Origin of the sequence: Pseudooceanicola sp. LIPI14-2-Ac024 (assembly GCF_042188925.1) — a bacterium.
Taxonomy (GTDB): domain Bacteria; phylum Pseudomonadota; class Alphaproteobacteria; order Rhodobacterales; family Rhodobacteraceae; genus Pseudooceanicola.
Genome location: NZ_CP170102.1, coordinates 936,217 through 953,966, shown reverse-complemented (window position 1 = coordinate 953,966; position 17,750 = coordinate 936,217). Strand labels below are relative to the sequence as shown.

16 protein-coding genes are annotated in these 17,750 nt (G+C 57.9%); 10 read left to right on the top strand and 6 right to left on the bottom strand.

What is annotated here, in order from left to right; all coding sequences use genetic code 11:
• Window positions 1-128: 128 nt before the first annotated feature.
• From ACE2AC_RS04610 to ACE2AC_RS04595, 4 genes are all read left to right on the top strand, one after another.
• On the top strand, window positions 129-2,594 hold the full coding sequence (locus tag ACE2AC_RS04610; RefSeq protein ID WP_375690947.1) for a DUF5906 domain-containing protein: 2,466 nt from the start codon (window positions 129-131) through the stop codon (window positions 2,592-2,594).
• Between the two features lie 804 nt (window positions 2,595-3,398).
• Window positions 3,399-3,890, top strand: coding sequence for a hypothetical protein (locus tag ACE2AC_RS04605; RefSeq protein ID WP_375690946.1), 492 nt, complete (start codon window positions 3,399-3,401; stop codon window positions 3,888-3,890).
• A 3-nt stretch (window positions 3,891-3,893) separates the two neighbouring features.
• Complete coding sequence (locus ACE2AC_RS04600; protein WP_375690945.1) at window positions 3,894-4,145, top strand: hypothetical protein; 252 nt, start codon at window positions 3,894-3,896, stop codon at window positions 4,143-4,145.
• A gap of 664 nt (window positions 4,146-4,809) precedes the next feature.
• Window positions 4,810-5,313, top strand: a complete 504-nt coding sequence (locus ACE2AC_RS04595; protein ID WP_375690944.1) for a hypothetical protein — start codon at window positions 4,810-4,812, stop codon at window positions 5,311-5,313.
• Between the two features lie 486 nt (window positions 5,314-5,799).
• Here the strand turns inward: ACE2AC_RS04595 and ACE2AC_RS04590 are convergent, their stop codons facing one another.
• Genes ACE2AC_RS04590 through ACE2AC_RS04575 form a run of 4 tightly spaced genes read right to left on the bottom strand, consistent with a single transcriptional unit; the run spans window position 5,800 to window position 8,251 of the window.
• A complete protein-coding gene (locus ACE2AC_RS04590; protein WP_375690943.1) occupies window positions 5,800-6,438 on the bottom strand; it encodes a hypothetical protein in 639 nt (212 codons plus the stop codon).
• Window positions 6,428-7,018 carry a hypothetical protein gene (locus ACE2AC_RS04585; RefSeq protein WP_375690942.1) on the bottom strand — a complete coding sequence of 197 codons (591 nt, stop codon included), beginning with the start codon at window positions 7,016-7,018 and terminating at the stop codon, window positions 6,428-6,430. Before ACE2AC_RS04585 ends, ACE2AC_RS04590 begins: the two co-directional genes overlap by 11 nt.
• Window positions 7,011-7,307 carry a hypothetical protein gene (locus ACE2AC_RS04580; protein ID WP_375690941.1) on the bottom strand — a complete coding sequence of 99 codons (297 nt, stop codon included), beginning with the start codon at window positions 7,305-7,307 and terminating at the stop codon, window positions 7,011-7,013. The genes ACE2AC_RS04585 and ACE2AC_RS04580 overlap by 8 nt, the downstream gene beginning before the upstream one ends.
• Entirely contained in the window at window positions 7,304-8,251 is a 948-nt protein-coding gene (locus ACE2AC_RS04575; protein WP_375690940.1) for a hypothetical protein, read from the bottom strand. Before ACE2AC_RS04575 ends, ACE2AC_RS04580 begins: the two co-directional genes overlap by 4 nt.
• A gap of 168 nt (window positions 8,252-8,419) precedes the next feature.
• Here ACE2AC_RS04575 and ACE2AC_RS04570 point away from each other — a divergent pair, with 168 nt between their 5' ends.
• The 3 genes from ACE2AC_RS04570 to ACE2AC_RS04560 all read left to right on the top strand — a co-directional run bounded on the left by ACE2AC_RS04570 (window position 8,420) and on the right by ACE2AC_RS04560 (window position 11,521).
• On the top strand, window positions 8,420-8,707 hold the full coding sequence (locus ACE2AC_RS04570; RefSeq protein ID WP_375690939.1) for a hypothetical protein: 288 nt from the start codon (window positions 8,420-8,422) through the stop codon (window positions 8,705-8,707).
• A gap of 83 nt (window positions 8,708-8,790) precedes the next feature.
• A complete protein-coding gene (locus ACE2AC_RS04565; RefSeq protein ID WP_375690938.1) occupies window positions 8,791-9,534 on the top strand; it encodes a hypothetical protein in 744 nt (247 codons plus the stop codon).
• 343 nt (window positions 9,535-9,877) lie between these two features.
• The gene (locus ACE2AC_RS04560) at window positions 9,878-11,521 is read left to right on the top strand and encodes a hypothetical protein (RefSeq protein WP_375690937.1); all 1,644 of its coding nucleotides are present in this window, start codon (window positions 9,878-9,880) and stop codon (window positions 11,519-11,521) included.
• Between the two features lie 97 nt (window positions 11,522-11,618).
• Here the strand turns inward: ACE2AC_RS04560 and ACE2AC_RS04555 are convergent, their stop codons facing one another.
• Window positions 11,619-12,461 carry a DUF4145 domain-containing protein gene (locus ACE2AC_RS04555; protein WP_375690936.1) on the bottom strand — a complete coding sequence of 281 codons (843 nt, stop codon included), beginning with the start codon at window positions 12,459-12,461 and terminating at the stop codon, window positions 11,619-11,621.
• Window positions 12,462-12,662: 201 nt separating this feature from the next.
• Window positions 12,663-13,745, bottom strand: coding sequence for a tyrosine-type recombinase/integrase (locus tag ACE2AC_RS04550; RefSeq protein ID WP_375690935.1), 1,083 nt, complete (start codon window positions 13,743-13,745; stop codon window positions 12,663-12,665).
• 239 nt (window positions 13,746-13,984) lie between these two features.
• Here ACE2AC_RS04550 and ACE2AC_RS04545 point away from each other — a divergent pair, with 239 nt between their 5' ends.
• The 3 genes from ACE2AC_RS04545 (at window position 13,985) to preA (ending at window position 17,631) form a co-directional block, all read left to right on the top strand.
• Complete coding sequence (locus ACE2AC_RS04545; protein ID WP_375690934.1) at window positions 13,985-15,322, top strand: NAD(P)-dependent oxidoreductase; 1,338 nt, start codon at window positions 13,985-13,987, stop codon at window positions 15,320-15,322.
• A 95-nt stretch (window positions 15,323-15,417) separates the two neighbouring features.
• Window positions 15,418-16,260, top strand: a complete 843-nt coding sequence (locus ACE2AC_RS04540) for a class I SAM-dependent methyltransferase (protein ID WP_375690933.1) — start codon at window positions 15,418-15,420, stop codon at window positions 16,258-16,260.
• A gap of 66 nt (window positions 16,261-16,326) precedes the next feature.
• Window positions 16,327-17,631 carry an NAD-dependent dihydropyrimidine dehydrogenase subunit PreA gene (gene preA, locus ACE2AC_RS04535; protein ID WP_375690932.1) on the top strand — a complete coding sequence of 435 codons (1,305 nt, stop codon included), beginning with the start codon at window positions 16,327-16,329 and terminating at the stop codon, window positions 17,629-17,631.
• Window positions 17,632-17,750: the final 119 nt, after the last annotated feature.

Genomic DNA, 17,750 nt, shown 5'->3' with positions numbered 1-17,750 from the left:
GGCGGGCAGTGAAAAGTATCGAAGAATAACTAGAGCTGTGAGCTAGAGAACTAAGTAAGCCGATGGCGTGTTAGGCCCTAAAGATTACACGCCCTTCATTTCAACATCTACGAAAGGGAGGGCATGTCATGCCCGAAGAAAAGAAAGGCCCCGCCGAAGCGGAGCCACAAAGTATGATTTCGCAGGACCATAATATCAGGTCGGAGACCGACGTAAATAGCAAAGAGCCTCGAGGTTTTGTCGAAACACGAAACCATGCTCTGTCCGATGATGCCGAACGCTTCATATCTGCGCTTGGCGCAAGGCTGGATCCACAGAAGGATCAAAAGCTGATCTTCAGTCGCAAGGCTGATGCGCGAGGGCAGGCCAACGGCTTTCCGCCGCTTACCGTCGAGAAGATGCGAGGTTGGCTACGCAACAGCGACTTGAAGGCGACCTCTTGGTACGTCGGCATGAGCGCGGTGCGGCTGCATGGCGGCGAGTACCGGAACAAGATGGTGAACTTCGCCTGCTTGGTGGCGGTCGTGCTGGACGACGTGGGCACCAAGGGGCTGTCCTATGAAGAGACCTATGAGAAGCTGCCTCCGTCGGCCGTCATCGAGAGTTCAGATGGCAACTGGCAGTTCTTCTACTTCTTGGACGAGCCATGCGAGGACTACTCCCGAGCGGCACGCCTCATTCAATGCGTGTACGGGTCGAACCTGACCGATGGCGGGGGCAGACTTGTTCTGAAGCTGGCCCGCATGCCCATGGGGGTGCGCAACAAAGTCGTCGATGGCGTCTATGATGACTTCGATGTCCGGCTGGTCGAGTTAGACGAGAGCCGGCGCTACTCCATGGAGGAGTTGGAGGCGCAGTTCCCACCGACGAGGGCGCGGCTGGACGAGGCGCCAGGGGACGATGGGCTACCCAGCGATCAAGTGTCCAAGGTGCTGCTTAGCGAGCACTTCAGGCAGGAGCATGAGGCTCGACAGGAGCCGGACGGCAGCGTGACCTTCATCTGCCCATGGTGGGACACCCATACGCACAAGGAGAAGGACAGAGCCATCTACTTCCCTCTCGGTTTGGGGCGCGACCTCGGCGAGAAGGCTAGGCGGGCCGTCAGGTGCCACCATGACCATTGTCGCGATCGATCTGGCGACGAACTAGCGCAGTTTCTTTTCGAGGGGCGCTATAGCGAGGGCATGCGCCTCTATGCCAGCGGCGAGTTTGAGTACACGCTTCGGCGATATGAGCCGCTCATTCAGGTCGCTGAAGTCTACGACAGCGAGAGGCGCATCAGTATTCCCATCTCGGGTTTCGAACGAACGCACCGGCACACCGTCCCGACATATTTCAGTTGGAACGAGGCGGGCGATCAACCTGACATCACGAGCAGGGTGCTTCACTCCGCTTGGTCCCTTCACAAGAGCAAGCAGGGCAGGGCGTTCGACAAGACTTCGTTCAAGGCGGACGCAGGTCTCTTCTTCGATGCCAGCATAGGTGGGGTGCCGCTGAGGCTGGCCAACACGTTCCAGCCTATCGTGCACGTGCCGCCGAGGAGGAGACGACCAAGCCGTGCCTTCGTGCGCATGTTGAGGCATCTCTTCCCTGATCGTGCGGCAAGAAGGCGAGTGCTGGCGTGGGTCGTGAATGCGGTTCAGAAGCCTTGGTCACGGCAGTGGATGCTGCTCATCATCAGCAAGGAGGAGGGCACCGGGAAGTCCACGTTCGGCGACATGGTGAAGGTTCTCTTCAAACATGCTGGTGGTGAGACGACTTGGAGGGACATCACCGACCAATGGGACAACTGGGCGCATAGGAAGGCCTTCGTCCTGAACGATGAGTTGAAGGAGGAGCGGCGATTCAGCGGCAAGTCAGCCGTCGAGGAGAAGCTCAAGATCTACAACGACAGTCGGGTGCGAGAGCACGAGTTCAACTACAAGGGGAGCAAGCAGCATGGCTGGATGTACGTGAAGATGATGTCATGCAGCAATCACGACGACGCCTTGGTGCTGGTCAACGAGGCGCGTCGAGTAGGGGCTGAGCATGCCACGAGCGAGAAGCTGTCCAAAGACCTGCATGCGGAGTGCTTGAGCTACATCGATGACGAGCAGGCCATCGCGGACACTTGGCACTGGCTGCAGTCGCTGGATGTCCAGCAGCTCTTTCCGGGCTTCAATCCCGGTGTGGCGCCTGAGACCGGTGCCAAGGCTCGCATGAAGCACTTAAACAAGAGTGATGTGAAGCTGGCTCTAGAGCATGCCCTTCAGGTGATGCCGGGCGATGTCTGCACCAAGAAGCAGTTGAGGGAGTGGCTTGAAGCGGACGAGAACCTCGACTTCACGGATAGCAGGACTAGGGCGGCGCTCAACGCAGTCGTTCGTGAGTTCTGGAGCGATGACCGCAACTTCATTGCGCCAAAGACTACAACCGGTGGTGGTCGGCTAAGGATAACAGGGGAAAGTGGTCGCCCGTATATTCGCATCATTCGAAACCATGGGCATTGGCGCAAGATGTGGAAGTCTGACGTTCCAAACGATGTGCATGCGGAAGAGGCCAAAAAGAACCATGTGCCGCTTCAAGAGCGCAAGGACCTGATGAGCGATTACTAGGCCAGCCGGTCTCAGAGCCGGTCTCAGAGCCGGTCTCGTTTCTGGACCTGTCTCAGATCGTGACACGTAACTTGCTTTGACCGGTCTCGCTTTCCAAGCCGGTCTCAAGACAGGCTGGAAGCAATGAGACCGGTCAAAATCTTCTAAGTGGTTACACCGGTTGACGTATTTGACCTCCGGTCACCGGTCTCATTATTCTTTTAAAAGTAGAAGAAGGAGGAGGAGTATACATATTTGCCTAAAATGGGCCCCCCGAGGGGTATTTATTACCTGGACCTGGAAAGTACTCTGGAAACGAGACCGGTGACCGGGGTTTACCAGCTGTTTACCCGCCATCCGATGGGGCTATGCTTTTTGCCGCCATCGCCACGTCCGGTGAAGAAGCGCAGCAGCTGGGCAATATCGACAACAACGACGTAATAGGCCATCCAGACCACTTGCAGCCTAAAACTCTTGATACTTCTCGTTAACCTCGTGCCGGAGGGTAATAGGTATCCATTACCACCATCACGAGAGAACATCGCCGATAGACGGCAGAGCCTACGTCGCTTGAGTTGGTCGGCAGTTTGGTGGCGAAGCGATCAAAAGGCCAGGGGTCTACACCAAATAGGGGCCGGCTACTGGTGAATAACGCGCGCGGACCCCATACCGGATTAGGGATCATCTTTTATGTTTGCCTTGCGTCCAGTCTGCGTAATCGCAATGCGCCAGCGCCAGAATAACCCTCGACGCTCCTTGAGAGTGTAAAATCTCCCTCCGGTGGATTACCATGGCATCATGTAAGCTATTGGAGTTTCACGAGAAATGCCCGAAAATCTGCGTGGGCGCGTGTTCGCCCAACCACAAGACTTCGAGCGTAGCGAACAGCTAGAGCCGCCGCCCGACATGCCAGAGGCCGCCAGAGAGTTCTACATGGCGGTGCTGCAGTCCAAGCCTGATCGCCTGTGGGGGCCTACCGACCGGTTCGTCGCCATGGATATAGCCAGCGTCTATGTCGAGTATTTGGAGGAGCAGACCAAGCTTCACGAGGAGGGCCAGATCATCAAGGCCCCTCCGTCCGGTCGCTTCGTTCGCAATCCAAGAGCCATCGTGGTGCAGCAGCTACGCCGCGAGATCCTCAGCATGCTCAAGTTCCTTCGCATCGATGGGCTGTTCAACGAGAAGGCTTCGCGCGTCGCTGCACGTGAGACAGGAGCCACAGGCATTCCCACCACTGGTGGTTCTGACCCGTACGATGCGCTTCTAGCCGGTGGTGAAGGTCCCGAGGACTACGACGGTCCTGATGGTGGTCACTGACACATGGGCAACAGAACCAGACCGCCCCAGCATGTGAGAAAGTCGTTTCGGCTAAGCCGCCAAGAGAAGCTTCAAGCCATTCAGAAGACGATGCCGAGCGTGACGCTCAGCATCGTCGACCGGCAGCACCCTTTGCCGTCCTACGTCTGCATCACAAGCGGCCCCTACGTGGTGGCTAGGGCGGCAGTAGACGAGTTCTTCGCCAACTACGAGACGACGCTCAGAGAGGCTCTGCAGGCTAAGCTGAATACGTAGGCTGATAGATCGCTGACGGCTTGCTCTTCAATCTGCAAATTCTTGCTTGTGTAGCCGCTCATGGCTAAGGGTGACGCGTAGGGAGGAGCGGCTGTGACAGAGTTGATGCTTGAGTACGTGAAGCTATGATTGTGATAATCTCATACGCAACGTGGATACTCGTGATCTTATATGTGGTGCAGTTGGCGCTTGCGCTGTGGAATGCTTGGGAAAGGGATCGGCAAGACTCTTCCATAATGGATCGGTTGTTTGGCGGGCGGGGCAACATAACTGAGACATGGATAAGCATCGGCATCATATTTGTTGTACCGGTGTTGATCTCATGGAGTAGCGGGATAGCGGATCGCATCATTTCAATTGAGCCGGGCGAAGCTCTTTTGACTGGTTGTTTGTCCATGTTATTCGTTCTGATAACTCTTGAGCTTTCAACGGTGAATTCACTTAATGAATTGAATCGGAGGCCCTGGAGGGGGTTGCTTCTCTTTGCACTCTGCTTGGATCTATTTTCGGTGATTGTTCTCATTGTGCTCGTGAAGCCATTCGTCTCCAGTGCACAAGGCGAGGGCTGGGGAAGTGTCCTGCTATTTGTTCAAGCGCTCGGATTCGCTGCCCTCGTATCAAGTTTCTGTGTGGTGTTGTTCTCTAGAAATGCGGGAGAAGTTTGATGAGTGGACCTGATGAACGAGAACAGCGTTATGCGTTCACGCAGCGAATAGTCTTCCTGTCGCTCATGTTGGCGGTGTCCGTATCAATGGCTGTTGTTGCTTTTTGGGCATTTGATCGAGCTCTTTCTCGAGGAGAAGCCCAAAGGGAATTGGCGAACGAGTTACTGCAGAGCGTTGCAAGTGAGTACGGAAAGGCATTGTACGCGGTGGATCGCCTCGTCGAATGTCGTTGTGGCGATGGCTCCTGTGAAGCGGAAAATGCGCGCGCAGATAGTACTCTTGAGATGCTGTTATCTAATCAACTTGTGCGGACGTTAGAGATTGCGAGTGTTACTGGGAACGAAAACTTTTCCTCCGAATACCAGTCACTTGTGTCAAATTTGGCGGATCTTCGCAGTGGCCTAATTCCGCCGGGGGATGCCGATGTCTGCCGGTACGAGAAAGATGTTGCGTCGGATCTGCGCGTTAGGGCAACTGATCTACTTACATTCTTTGCGAACTAGACCGAGGGGGTGATGCCACGTCCGCGGTAGCTCTCTCGGACGTGGCATCAGTGTGACCGACGACCCAATGGGGACAGGGTGTCACGGTCAGGGAGCAAGCCCCTTAGCGGTCCCGCTGGATGGCAGTCGGGCGGGTATGCTACCGCTGCGTTGCGAACAGGTGTTGGGGATGCCTCACGCAACTCAGGGCCTTTGCAACAACCGCGCCAGCTTGAGCATGGGGATGAGGGCTAAGCGCCTTGTCGCCGAAGCAGGTGAGAACATTCTTTACGTCACGGCAAGCGCAAAATCCGGTCAGATCCTGCAGTATTCATATTGGAAAATATGTAACACAAACAATGGTTTCGAATTTTGTCCACAAGGGTAGGGGCTTAGCTGTCGGCGTAGGTAGAACTACCTAGAACTTCTCGTTTGCGACAAAAGCGCCCGAGTAACGCGCTTGTGATCACATATGTCCGCTATCGGCCAAAGTTGGCCCAAGCCAAGTTACTGCTCAACCATCTCGGGCACTGTGACCGGCCAGTCCGGTGGTGGCACACCACAGAACTTCACCGGTGGTAGAGGCTCGACCACAGGGAAGGCGCTCAGAAGCTCGTCTAGGTTCACGGTAGGGTCTGCGGCCAGCACCTTGCCGCCAAGTTGCAGCACGTCTCTCACGGGCTGGTACAGGGCACGGAACAGCGCCTCTAGATCGATCTTTGCTGCATAGGTCACAAAGTTGGGCCCCGGCATCTCGATCTTGTCGATGACTCCTGCGACGGCAATCCATTTGGCTAGCAGGGTGGCGACGGCCAATTTGCCAGCAAAGACCTGATCGCGTTGCGCTCTGGCCGTTGCCTCCGTGAACTCATCGAGGTCGGACTGAGAGACGCTACGCCCCTGCGAAGCAGAGTACCCTTCCGCCATCACGGTCATGAACGTGCCAAGCTGACTGATCACGAAGCAGTGGCCGTCTGTCTCGCAGATCCACATGGTGCCCATGCTTGGCTTTCCGTCTTCCCGGTCAGGGAAGCGTGCCTCGGTCATGCCCGGTGGCAGGTGCCAGATGGACTCGACGATGGAGCAGACGATATGAAGCGTCTCGTGCCGGCACAGAGACTGAGAGGACGTAAGCTCAGTGGTCATGGCGTGCGCTCCAGTCGCTGTAGGCGGACGCCAGCCCATCGTTGTTCGCCACCGCTGTCTGCAGGTAGGGCAGCATCTCACGCGCTGTCTCGATGCGCTTCCGAGGGACCAAGCCCAGTGGCGTAATAGAGACCGTTCCGTCTCTCGCCAGTATGGTGCCGATCTTGTGGTAGTTTGTGCCAAGGCTTCTGCGAATGGACCAACTCATCAGCATGACGCTCTGCAGCAGGGCAGGGTCGAGGTTCACGCTGCGCAGGACGTAAAGGTCCTGATCGGACAGCCTGTCACTCTGGTCATAATTTTGGTTCCGCACCATGGCTGCGAAAGTGTTGGTGTTCTCGAGAATGATCGGTGCGGCTGCGCTCAAAGCAGCGACCTTCTGCAGCACGTAGCCGTTGGACCGCTCATCCACCTCGGACAGCTTGCTTGGCACATAGACGGCTTCACCGTTTCGGCCGTCATCATCCACCGAGAGGTTGATGGTCCCCTCCTGCAGCTTGGTAGGAGCTACCAGCGACAGAGCGACCACCTCGGCTACGCCATGCGCTAGCTCATGTAGCGCGACTGACACCTTACTCATTGGAAATGCTCCTATGCAGTAGCTCAGGCGCGTTGTCAGACACGGCGGCTGGCTGGTCGAGAAAGTCACTGCACAGCTGCATCACCGCCTTCTTGCGGCTCTCTAGCTGCCGAATAAGGATCTCCTTGAGCTGTGAGTTGGGAAGGCTGTTCGGCAGGCTGTTCTCAAGTCGCTGAAGTGCCTCTGTGGTCTTGGCGTTCGACTGGCTGAACTTGCCAAGCATCTCCTGCCGAACTTCCTCCAGCACGTCGCCGATGGCTCCGAACAGGGCTTTGTCGTTGGTGCTCATTGGGTAAGCTCCATGATGTCTTTGACTGTCTGATTGTTGCGCTTGACCTGCACCGCATCGGTCTTGGCTTTGCGCTCTCGCCGCTCAGCGTCACTCCGCCGTGAGTTCTCTTTCCGGCGTTCGACGATGTCGGCTTGCACGAGGTCGTGCGCCATCATCAGCATGCGGTCCTCGTCGTCCGTCTCACCGACCTCTTCAGGCCAATCGAACGGCAGCATCAGATGCAGCTGAGCGTTTTTGAACTCATGCAGAAGCTGCTGTTTGGCGCTGACGTACCCAAGCACCTTGGGGTCTATGGTCTTGCGATGCGTGTAGGCGTCAGCGAGCGACCAAGCCTTTGCCTCCTGCACCTGGCTGGCTCTCATGCCGGTGGTCAGGCTCTTGACCCAGAAGGGCTCATTGATCGCCGCCAGAGCGCATCCTACGGCTCGGCGTACCTCGACCTCTGCGCCGGTGAGCCGCTTCCTCGCGATGTCGATGTCATACTCTAGACCGGTGAGCATGCCGCCCAGAGACGTCCGTAGCTCGTCCAGATCGGCGGCTTCCTCGCCGAGCTTGATCACGTCGATGCTCTGCGCCAGCTCACGTATCTCGCTGCAGGTTCGAACCAGCGAATGCTCGGCATAGCGTGGATCGCACCCGAGACCGAAGGTGGCCTGCTGTGCAGATTTCACGATCGCCAGCCATTCCTCGGCAGCAACGATCAGGCCTTCGACAGCACCGAGGCTGCGCACCAGATTGCTTGCGGCCAGAATGGGCGAAGTCTTGATACAACCATCCTGTATGGCTCTGGCAGTATGTGATCCGAAGTTGCGTAGATTACCGACACAGCGCTGCAAGTAGGTCTTGCTCAGGGTTGCTGTGAAGGTCTTCGTCTCGGCATCCCAAGACGGTGTGTCCAGAATGTCGAACCGACATTCTAGCTCTGCTGATAAGGTCAGCATGCGTCTCACTCCATAATGTGTTTAGAGGCCCCCGCCAAAGTATGAGTTATCGCGGCAGCGCATAAATCCATTATAATATCAAGCACTTATAGATTACATTCCTCGTTGCTTGGATATACAATGAACTCAACGAGTTGGGATAAAGACAAGCTCAGAGGCTGATGCGAGATGAGCCATTGGGTTGTGCAGGTCAAAGACCTTCAAGCTGGCGACGTCGTGATCTTCTGGGACGCCAATCGTCAGGCCGATCAGAAGCGTGGGGTCGTGCAGAACATACCCTCACCAACCACAACGGCTGGTGAAGTGGTCGTGCCTGTAGCCATCAGCGGCAACACCGAGATGCTGACCGATCTAGGAGATCGCCAGCTTGTCGTTGAGCGCATTCCTAGAACACCGATCTTTCCCAAGCTCGCCAACCCCGGTGGGTTCATCGACCCAAGCTATTGGCGACTTTGAGGCTTTCAACGCTCTACGATTGACAGCTGACCACTGCCAAGCGACTTTGCCCATCCGGTGCAAATGCTTGGGAGCGTGTGGGTTTGCAGGATCAGTCGGAGGAGGCGCTAGAGCGCAAGCGAGGCAATCGGCTTCAGACTTGGGGGCTGATTGGCACGGCGATCTACGCAATCATTCTGATCGTGGTCTTCGCCATGGGGCCACGCTACGGCTGGATCACCCTAGGCCCCTTGGACCTGAACGAGCTAGGCGACTTCCTCGCCGGTGTCTTTGGGCCGCTATCGATCTTCTGGCTTGTCCTCGGCTTCTTCCAGCAGGGCAGTGAGCTACGCCTTCAAGTCACAGAGCTTGCACGATCGGTCGAGCAACAAAAGGAGTTGGTCGGCGTGTCACGCGAGACGCTGGACCATGAGCGGCAACTTCAAGACATGCGCGAAGCGGCACGCAAGGCAGCTTTGCAGCCAAGGTTCCTGATCAATTGCGCAACCGTAAGAAACTCCGTGGGCGGATTGATCGCGAATGTCAGAAGCCATTTGATAGAAATCACTAATGTTGGGCATTCTGTTTCAGGTGTTACTGTCGATTTTGTTCCCGTGCCATCTAGCTCATCCGACTACTCAAGGCCATATTTTAGGAACGGCGAGTTGTGGAAGCTGGAGCTGGATTATTACGATCGCGAGATCCCGACACGTGGTACAATGCGTATAGGCTACTCCGACGAAGATGGAACTCGTCATGAAATCGACTATTCCTACGTGGGCGACGGCATCTTTGATCTGAACTTTGTCGAGCAACGGCGTTCAGAACTCAGCCGCGAAGGCTCTTAACTGGCTTCAAGCCCAACTGCCCTTGGACTAATCCAGAGGGTATCTGGAGGACCCTTGCAGGCCGGATGGATAAATCCTTATCAAGCTTGCTCGTTGAACCCAGAGATACCTCCAGATTACTCTGAGGGCTATTCCAGAGCCATTGCCTTGCCCAGCAAGGTCGGTGCAAGGCTGTGAAAGGTTATATTGCACATGCCATGCAGTTCGCGTCGATACGAACGGCCCACCACGGCAGCAATATGTAGTGGCTCGTCCCTAGGCCGAATGTTTGAAGTTTCTCTATCATTCTTTCACTGCTCGGCATACCCTTCGATAGATTCTCAAAAAAATGCGGGAGGGTAAGATGGCGCTTGATGAGGCGAAATGGGAAGTCTGTGGCATTGATGTCAGGTGCTTCCTTAGGCTGGTTTCGCCAGAAGAAGTCGTGCTCTTGACTGTTGCACGGACTTTCGGGTCCGGAACTTCTGCGGTGGAAGCGCTAGCCGAACTCAGGCCGTTGTTTCAAAGCAGGGACAATTTTCTGCTAAGGCATACGGAAAATGGTGAACATTTTTTTGTTATCAGAGACCGTAGCGGCGACTTATTGGCCAGGGGGAGGAAGCAATCAGGCGTCGATGCCGTGAAAGCGGAAATATCTAACGTGATACGGTTTGCTGGTGCAAGTATCTCGTTTCAGGGAGCTGCGCAGTGCCCTCCAGTTGATCCCTATGTCTACTTGGTAAGTCCGCGTTTGCTGCAAAGGGATTTGGATGTGATTGAAGCGCGGCTTAAACAAAGCAATATTCTTCTTGCCACTGTTGAAGACATTGAGCCGTGTACTGACTTCGATACGCGAGTTTCCGAGCTAGTCTTAGGGGCGAGTTTTGTGGTTAATCTATTTGTTCTCCATGACCGGGAGAGCAGTGCTGCGTTACCAGTTGAAATAGAGCTTCTCAGATCCAGTGTGTCGGCGATTAAGGTGTGTGTGGAGTCGAAGAAGCCGTTGGGGCTTGATTCTGATGGCAGCGTCTACAATTTCCCAAGCAGCTGGCAATTCTCTCTGCAACACGACAGGCATAATGCCTCCGGCGCGTTCGAACATGTGGATGACGGGAAAAGGATTGACGGTCTCGTTGAATACATTAAGGCTTCTCTTTCGAGCGGTGGCCTTGACGATGCATCGATCGAAGACACTTCTTCAATCTCCAAGCTAACTCACGACGAGGTTCAGACGTTCAGCCCGATCCAAATTGTGGTCGATAATGGCAAACTTGCTTTGCGTGATGCGCCAATTGAAGGTGCCCCGGCGGTTCTGGCTCCGATCGAGCTTAAAGCACGCATTTCTGCATTAAGGCATAGCATCGATACGATGGTGCACATTTGCTACAGCGATAATTCATTTCAGCTGCCGAGGGAACTTTTTTCTTGTTTGAGCGCTTTGTCGCGAGCGTCCGCGTTGGAGCCGCCAATATGGTTTTGTCTTGACGACGCTAAGCGTATGCTCGCGACCTGCATGCAGGATTGTTTTGCGGAGGATAGTTGGAACGCGACAGTTGTTACGGGATTGAGGCAGATAACTTTACGAGTTGATGAGTTGGAGTGCCTTCTCCGACCGGTTCGTCTGGAAGGCGCGCGACCTCCTCCCGAGGACATACCTTTCCCAACCGTTGAAGTCACGCAGGTTGAGGAAGTAGTTCGTATTACTTCTAGAATTGCACATGAGATGGAGCGAACGTCTTTAGTACTCGATCAGTCGGTTCTCCAGAGTATGGAGCGGATCGCTCTTAGTGCGGAGAGCATTGCGCACCATGTTCTCGAGCCCAAAGTAAAGCGACGCCGGGTCAGTGATATTGTTTTGAGTGCCGTGTTTGTAGTTGGGGGTATCTTAACGGCGATCGGGACGGGCGTAGTAGTTAATTTATTGACGGCTCAAGGTGCAGTAGAGCTGCTTGCTGCTAAACTCAAACCTCTTTACGATACTTTGCTTCAATTCTTTCGTAGGCCTTGAGGTAAAGGGGTCGAAGATCCGTTCATGTAACATGAAGCGTCGCCGATATCTGGGTGGTCATTATGTCGTTGGTCCTTCCAAAAATTTACACATAGGCCTAGATTGGCTGCTTGGCGTTTCGGCGCTCGATCTTTGCTCGGACGCTCGCAGGCAAGTTATCTTGAAACTCTTTGCGCTTTCTCTTCGCTGTCAGCATCTGCTGCGCGATGAAGTTCACAAGGTCGAAGAGCACGACAGCGGTATCATGATTGTCCTGCATGTTCAGCTCACCGGGGTGAACGCTCTCGTTGCCGATCACACGTATTGCATCGAGTGAAGTCTGCACCTCGATGTCCAAGCCATGCTCATCAACAAGCCGCTGAATGTTCTTGTCGATGGTGTCTTTCTTCTCGGTCAGCTCGTTACACAGCTTCTGTATGCAGAGACGCAGCAAAGCAGCTGCGCCACGAGGCGACTGGCTGACGATGGAAGCGGCTTCGAGATAGTCCGCCTTCAATTCGTCGCTCAGGTCAGGGTTTGGGGCAGAGACGGTTGATTTCTCTGGAAAAAGAAGGCGCTCGTCGAGCCAGACTGAAATCTTACGGCAATCTTCGTACGTGCATTCAGACAGAAAGACGCTCGACACAGCCCAGACATTTCCTGAAAGTTTCATCGGTAGCTCACCGGATGTAGTATTTCGGCGCTTTACCTTAGGCGTCTGCGGACCTCTCCAGTGCATGGTGGGCTTACTATGCTTCTGTTGCTGCAGCGGATTGGGCGTTTCCCCTGGGTTAGTTGTCATAGCCTTATACACTTTACCTGCCAGAACAGACGAAGTTTGTGGAAGTTCATCGCCGTGGAGATAACAACCACCAACTTCCATCCAGCGCTGCTTTGCATAGACGCCGCAATGCGGGCAATGAAACGCGCCTTTAGTCGTGGATGGGCTTCTATCTGGCATACTGTGTTCTCGCTGCGTTAGCTTCGCGAACAGTAGCCATTCGACATAGGGGCAGACAAGGGCCGCCGGAAACCTCTGATACTTCTCGTATACTTCGCCGCCAGAAGTAATATACCTATATGGTCAAGGCCACGAGGGGCACCGCCCTGTATTCCGCGTGTCCTTGAAGGCCAGCAGTATCTCTCGGTGCTGCTGGCCGTTTCACTCAGCGGCTAGGCGCATCAGATGACGCAGCCGCTCAGGGTCTAGCTGACGCAGCTTCTCATACACATCATCGGCGTTCGTGTTCACGTAAATCTCTAGCGACTTGGTCGACTTATGGCCGCTGATGAGTTTCAGCTCCATGAGGGACAGACCCATGTTGGCGTAGCGCGTGCAGCCGGTGTGTCTCAGGTCATGCCAAGTGATGTCGTGAATGCTCACTTTTGCGCAGGTCGTCTTGAAGACCCTCGACACCAAGTAGGGCGGGTAAGGGAAGAGGACGTCCGTGAAACCCATGGCGATGCGCTCCAACACGACCGTCTCTGCCTCGCCATACAGAGGTATCAGAGTGTCGTATGGGTCTGGTCCGATACTCTTGCGGTCCCTCACCATGAGCTTGGGGTGTTTCCCATCTTCGGCCGGTCGGTAATCATCGGCGGTGACCTTGCAGGTTTCACCGATGCGACAGCAAGTGGTGATGGCGAAGGTCAGAAGCTGGTCCATGGGAAGACCTCGCAGCTCAGCCTCTTCACATGTAGTCCAATACTGCCGCAGACGAGCTTCCTCTGATGGGCTCAGCACGCGCGAGCGAGACCCACCGGCCAGCCTGAGCTTGTTGTGTTTCATGCGCTGTATCGCCAGTTTGAAGACTTGGTCGTCTATGGCGAAGTGTTTGACTGCTACAGCCCACTTCAACGGTGTCGTCAGAAGGTTGAGATACATGCGCACGCTGACCGGCTTCGCCTTTCGCAGCTTTCGAGCTACCCACTCGTCGACATGCTGAGCGGATAAGTCACGCAGCCTGACTTGGCCCAACCGGTCTTCGGCCACTTTGGTGTAGACGTAGCGAGTAGAGGGCGTGCGGACTTCAACCTCTTCCATGTATTTGCGCAGCAACTCACCGAGGGTGACATGCTGAGGGACTATCTGCAGCCCGGTGACAGTTCTCGTGATGTTGTGCTCGACGTCTGTCGCCCAACGTTTGGCCTGCTTCTCGTCGTCGAACGTCGCCGTTTTATAGACCCCTTTCTTGCGGACCATGGCTCTGAATTTGCCGCTCTTCAGCTTCGTGAATGTAGCCACTGCAATTCGCCTCCTGTGCAGGTTCGGCGGTCCCGACTGAGTGCCGAAAGGGTTGCAACTGGTGTACAATTTACTCCTCTTTCAGCACTCTCGTACACCAAAGAGTTTACTTAAGTAATTGATTGTAAACAAATTTTGCAGTTCTCAAACTGCTCATTTTTTACCGTTTGATAAAAAATTGAACCGTGTCAGGCTTGGTCAAAACACGTCGACCAAGCCAGACCGACAGGGATCCAGCTATGACCAACGATCCGATGACACCGGGGATCGTGCCCGGGCGACTTCCGGCCGATACCATCGCGGCGAACTTCGGCGACCTGCATCCGCCGCTCGACCGGCACGAGGCGCAGGTGGCCGCCGACCGCTGTTACTTCTGCCACGATGCGCCCTGCATCACGGCCTGTCCGACCTCGATCGACATCCCGCTCTTCATCCGCCAGATCGCGACAGACACGCCCGAGGCGGCGGCCCGGACGATCTTTGACCAGAACATCCTGGGCGGCATGTGCGCGCGGGTCTGTCCGACCGAAACGCTCTGCGAGGAGGCCTGTGTCCGGATGGAGGCCGAGGGCCAGCCGGTCGAGATCGGTCGCCTGCAGCGCTATGCCACCGACACGCTGATGGGGCGGAACGTGCATCCCTTCGACCGTGCCGCGCCGACGGGCCGGCGAGTAGCGGTTGTCGGCGCGGGGCCCGCGGGCCTGGCCTGCGCGCACCGGCTGGCGATGAAGGGGCATGACGTCACCATCTACGACGCCCGGCCGAAGGCCGGCGGGCTGAACGAATTCGGCATCGCCGCCTACAAGAGCCCCGACAGCTTTGCCCAGAAAGAGGTCGTCTGGCTGCTCGGGATCGGCGGCATCACCGTCGAGACCGGCAAGGCGATCGGGCAGGGGCTGACACTCGACACCCTGCAGGAGGAATTCGACGCGGTGTTCCTGGGGCTGGGCCTTTCCGGCGTGAATGCGCTGGAGGCCGAGGGCGCCGACCGCGCGGGCGTGACGGATGCGGTCGATTTCATCGCCGGGCTGCGGCAGGCCGATGACCTGGCCACGCTGCCCGTGGGGCGCAACGTCGTGGTGATCGGCGGCGGGATGACGGCGGTCGACGCGGCGGTGCAATCCCGGCTGCTGGGGGCGGAGACGGTGACCATCGCCTACCGTCGCGGGGCCGACCGGATGGGCGCATCGAAATTCGAACAGGACCTGGCCACGTCGAAGGGCGTTCGCCTGCTGACCGGGGTGGTGCCCAAGGCGGTCCACGGCAACGGCGTGGCGCGCGAGATCGAACTCGAATACACGCGCGAGGAGGAGGGCCGGCTGGTCGGCACCGGGGAAACCCTGCGCCTGCCGGCAGACCAGGTGTTCCGTGCCATCGGGCAGACCCTCGACGGTGTGCCGCCGGGGATCGAGATCGAGCATGGCAAGATCCGCGTGGACGAGGCGGGCCGGACATCGCGGCCGGGGGTCTGGGCCGGGGGCGACTGCGCCACCGGCGGAGAGGACCTGACCGTCACCGCGGTGGCCGAGGGACGCGACGCGGCCGAAAGCATCCACGCCGCTCTGACGGCGGACTGATCGTGGGGCCCGGCGCCACATCAGCAGGGGCGTTCCCGGATGCGCTGCATCATGTTACCCTTGCGTCACTGAAATTGTCGCAGGGAAGGTTGGGGATGCCCGCGATCGAAGAGGACGTGTCCTCTCACTACACCGTCGACGACTTGCTCGGACGGATACAGTCGGCGCTGCGCGAGGCCGGGATCGACCCGCTCAGGGCGCGGCCCGAGGACCTCAAGGCGGTCGATGAGTTTCACATCGGCGGGCTTCAGGCCACCGACGACCTGCTGGACCAGTTGCAGATCACGCCCGAGACGCCGGTGCTGGACCTCGGTTCGGGGCTAGGCGGGACGGCGCGGCACATCGCGGTATCCTGCGGGGCGAACGTGACCGGCATCGACCTGACCGAGGCTTTCGTGCTGACCGCGCGCGAGCTGTCCAGGATGGTGGGCCTCGCCGGCTGCACGGCATTCCAGCAGGGCTCGGCCAACGACCTGCCGTTCACCGCCGACAGCTTCGAGCTCGTCACCATGTTCCACGTCGGCATGAACATCGCCGACAAGTCCGTCCTGATGGCCGAGGTGTTCCGCGTGCTGGCGCCCGGCGGGATCTTCGCGCTCTTCGACGTGATGGCGGTTGAGGCCGACCGTCCGGCGCTGGACTACCCGCTGCCCTGGGCCGGGGACGAGGCGTTCAGTTTCGTGGACCGGCCCGAGACCTACCGCGCCGCCGCCCGCGCGGCCGGCTTCGTGGCGATGGCGGAACGGGTGCGCGCGCAGTTTGCCATCGATTTCGTCGACGAGGTCATGGGCCGGATCGAGGCCGAAGGCGTGCCGCCCGTGGGCCTTCACCTGCTGATGCGCGAGACGGCGGCCGACAAGGTCCGCAACTTCGTGGCCGCGCTGCGGTCGGGGGACGTCGCGCCCTGCGAGATGATTTTCCGGAAGCCCGGCGGCTGAGCCGCGCTCCGGTCCGAAACAACACCGCGGCGCACCAACGCCGCCCGAACCCTAGGGGAGGTCCACGTGGCTGATCTGACGAGTGATTTTCTGGGCATCAAGAGCCCCAACCCGTTCTGGCTGGCCTCGGCGCCTCCGACCGACAAGGAATACAATGTCCGCCGCGCCTTCGAGGCCGGCTGGGGCGGCGTGGTGTGGAAGACGCTGGGATCCGAGGGCCCGCCGGTCGTCAACGTGAACGGCCCGCGCTACGGCGCGATCTGGGGCGCCGACCGCCGCCTGCTGGGCCTCAACAACATCGAGCTGATCACCGACCGCGACCTCTTCGTCAACCTCGAGGAGATCAAGCGGGTGAAGGCCGATTACCCGGACCGCGCCATCATCGTGTCGATCATGGTGCCCTGCGACGAGGAAAGCTGGAAGGCGATCCTGCCGCTGGTCGAGGAGACCGGCGCCGACGGGATCGAGCTGAACTTCGGCTGCCCGCACGGGATGAGCGAGCGCGGCATGGGATCGGCCGTGGGGCAGGTGCCGGAGTACATCCGGATGGTCACCGAGTGGTGCAAGCAGTACTACTCGAAACCCGTCATCGTGAAGCTGACGCCGAACATCACCGACATCCGCAAACCCGCCGCCGCCGCAAGGGCCGGGGGTGCCGACGCGGTCAGCCTGATCAACACGATCAACTCGATCACCCACGTCGACCTCGACCTGATGGCGCCGGAACCGACGATCGACGGCAAGGGCAGCCACGGCGGCTATTGCGGTCCGGCGGTGAAGCCTATCGCGCTGTCGATGGTGTCCGAGATCGCCCGCGACCCCGAGACGCGGGGGATGCCGATCAGCGGCATCGGCGGGGTGACCACCTGGCGCGACGCGGCCGAATTCATGGTCCTGGGGGCCGGCAACGTGCAGGTCTGCACCGCAGCCATGACCTATGGCTTCAAGGTGGTGCAGGAGATGATCTCGGGCCTGTCGCAATGGATGGACGAGAAGGGATACACCTCGACCGCCGATTTCGTCGGCAAGGCGGTGCCCAACGTCACCGACTGGCAGCATCTCAACCTGAACTACGTGACCAAGGCCCGGATCGACCAGGACGCCTGCATCAAGTGCGGCCGCTGCTATGCCGCGTGCGAGGACACATCGCACCAGGCGATCGCGATGAACCCGGGCCGCGTGTTCGAGGTGATCGACGCCGAATGCGTTGCCTGCAACCTCTGCGTCAATGTCTGCCCGGTCGAGGACTGCATCACGATGGTCGAGCTCGACAAGGGTGCGGTGGACCCGCGGACGGGGCGGAAGGTGGGCGATTATGCCAACTGGACGACCCACCCGAACAACCCCGGCGCCCTCACGGCGGCGGAGTGACAGGCAGGCGGGCGTTGCATCCCAAACGCGCCCGTCTGCCAGGGGCATCGCGACCGGCGCCAGCCGCCGTGCGCGATGCCTCGTTTCGGACCGGGGCCGGGCGGTTCCGGCCGGCGCCC

What these genes read in the sequence shown, in the direction of transcription:
- ACE2AC_RS04545 (WP_375690934.1), top strand. Translation starts at nt 13,985, where the DNA reads ATGACCAACGATCCGATGACACCGGGGATCGTGCCCGGGCGACTTCCG.
- ACE2AC_RS04575 (WP_375690940.1), bottom strand. Translation starts at nt 8,251, where the DNA reads ATGCTGACCTTATCAGCAGAGCTAGAATGTCGGTTCGACATTCTGGAC.
- ACE2AC_RS04580 (WP_375690941.1), bottom strand. Translation starts at nt 7,307, where the DNA reads ATGAGCACCAACGACAAAGCCCTGTTCGGAGCCATCGGCGACGTGCTG.
- ACE2AC_RS04570 (WP_375690939.1), top strand. Translation starts at nt 8,420, where the DNA reads ATGAGCCATTGGGTTGTGCAGGTCAAAGACCTTCAAGCTGGCGACGTC.
- ACE2AC_RS04600 (WP_375690945.1), top strand. Translation starts at nt 3,894, where the DNA reads ATGGGCAACAGAACCAGACCGCCCCAGCATGTGAGAAAGTCGTTTCGG.
- ACE2AC_RS04590 (WP_375690943.1), bottom strand. Translation starts at nt 6,438, where the DNA reads ATGACCACTGAGCTTACGTCCTCTCAGTCTCTGTGCCGGCACGAGACG.
- ACE2AC_RS04560 (WP_375690937.1), top strand. Translation starts at nt 9,878, where the DNA reads ATGGCGCTTGATGAGGCGAAATGGGAAGTCTGTGGCATTGATGTCAGG.
- ACE2AC_RS04540 (WP_375690933.1), top strand. Translation starts at nt 15,418, where the DNA reads ATGCCCGCGATCGAAGAGGACGTGTCCTCTCACTACACCGTCGACGAC.
- ACE2AC_RS04555 (WP_375690936.1), bottom strand. Translation starts at nt 12,461, where the DNA reads ATGCCAGATAGAAGCCCATCCACGACTAAAGGCGCGTTTCATTGCCCG.
- ACE2AC_RS04610 (WP_375690947.1), top strand. Translation starts at nt 129, where the DNA reads ATGCCCGAAGAAAAGAAAGGCCCCGCCGAAGCGGAGCCACAAAGTATG.
- ACE2AC_RS04585 (WP_375690942.1), bottom strand. Translation starts at nt 7,018, where the DNA reads ATGAGTAAGGTGTCAGTCGCGCTACATGAGCTAGCGCATGGCGTAGCC.
- ACE2AC_RS04595 (WP_375690944.1), top strand. Translation starts at nt 4,810, where the DNA reads ATGAGTGGACCTGATGAACGAGAACAGCGTTATGCGTTCACGCAGCGA.
- ACE2AC_RS04605 (WP_375690946.1), top strand. Translation starts at nt 3,399, where the DNA reads ATGCCCGAAAATCTGCGTGGGCGCGTGTTCGCCCAACCACAAGACTTC.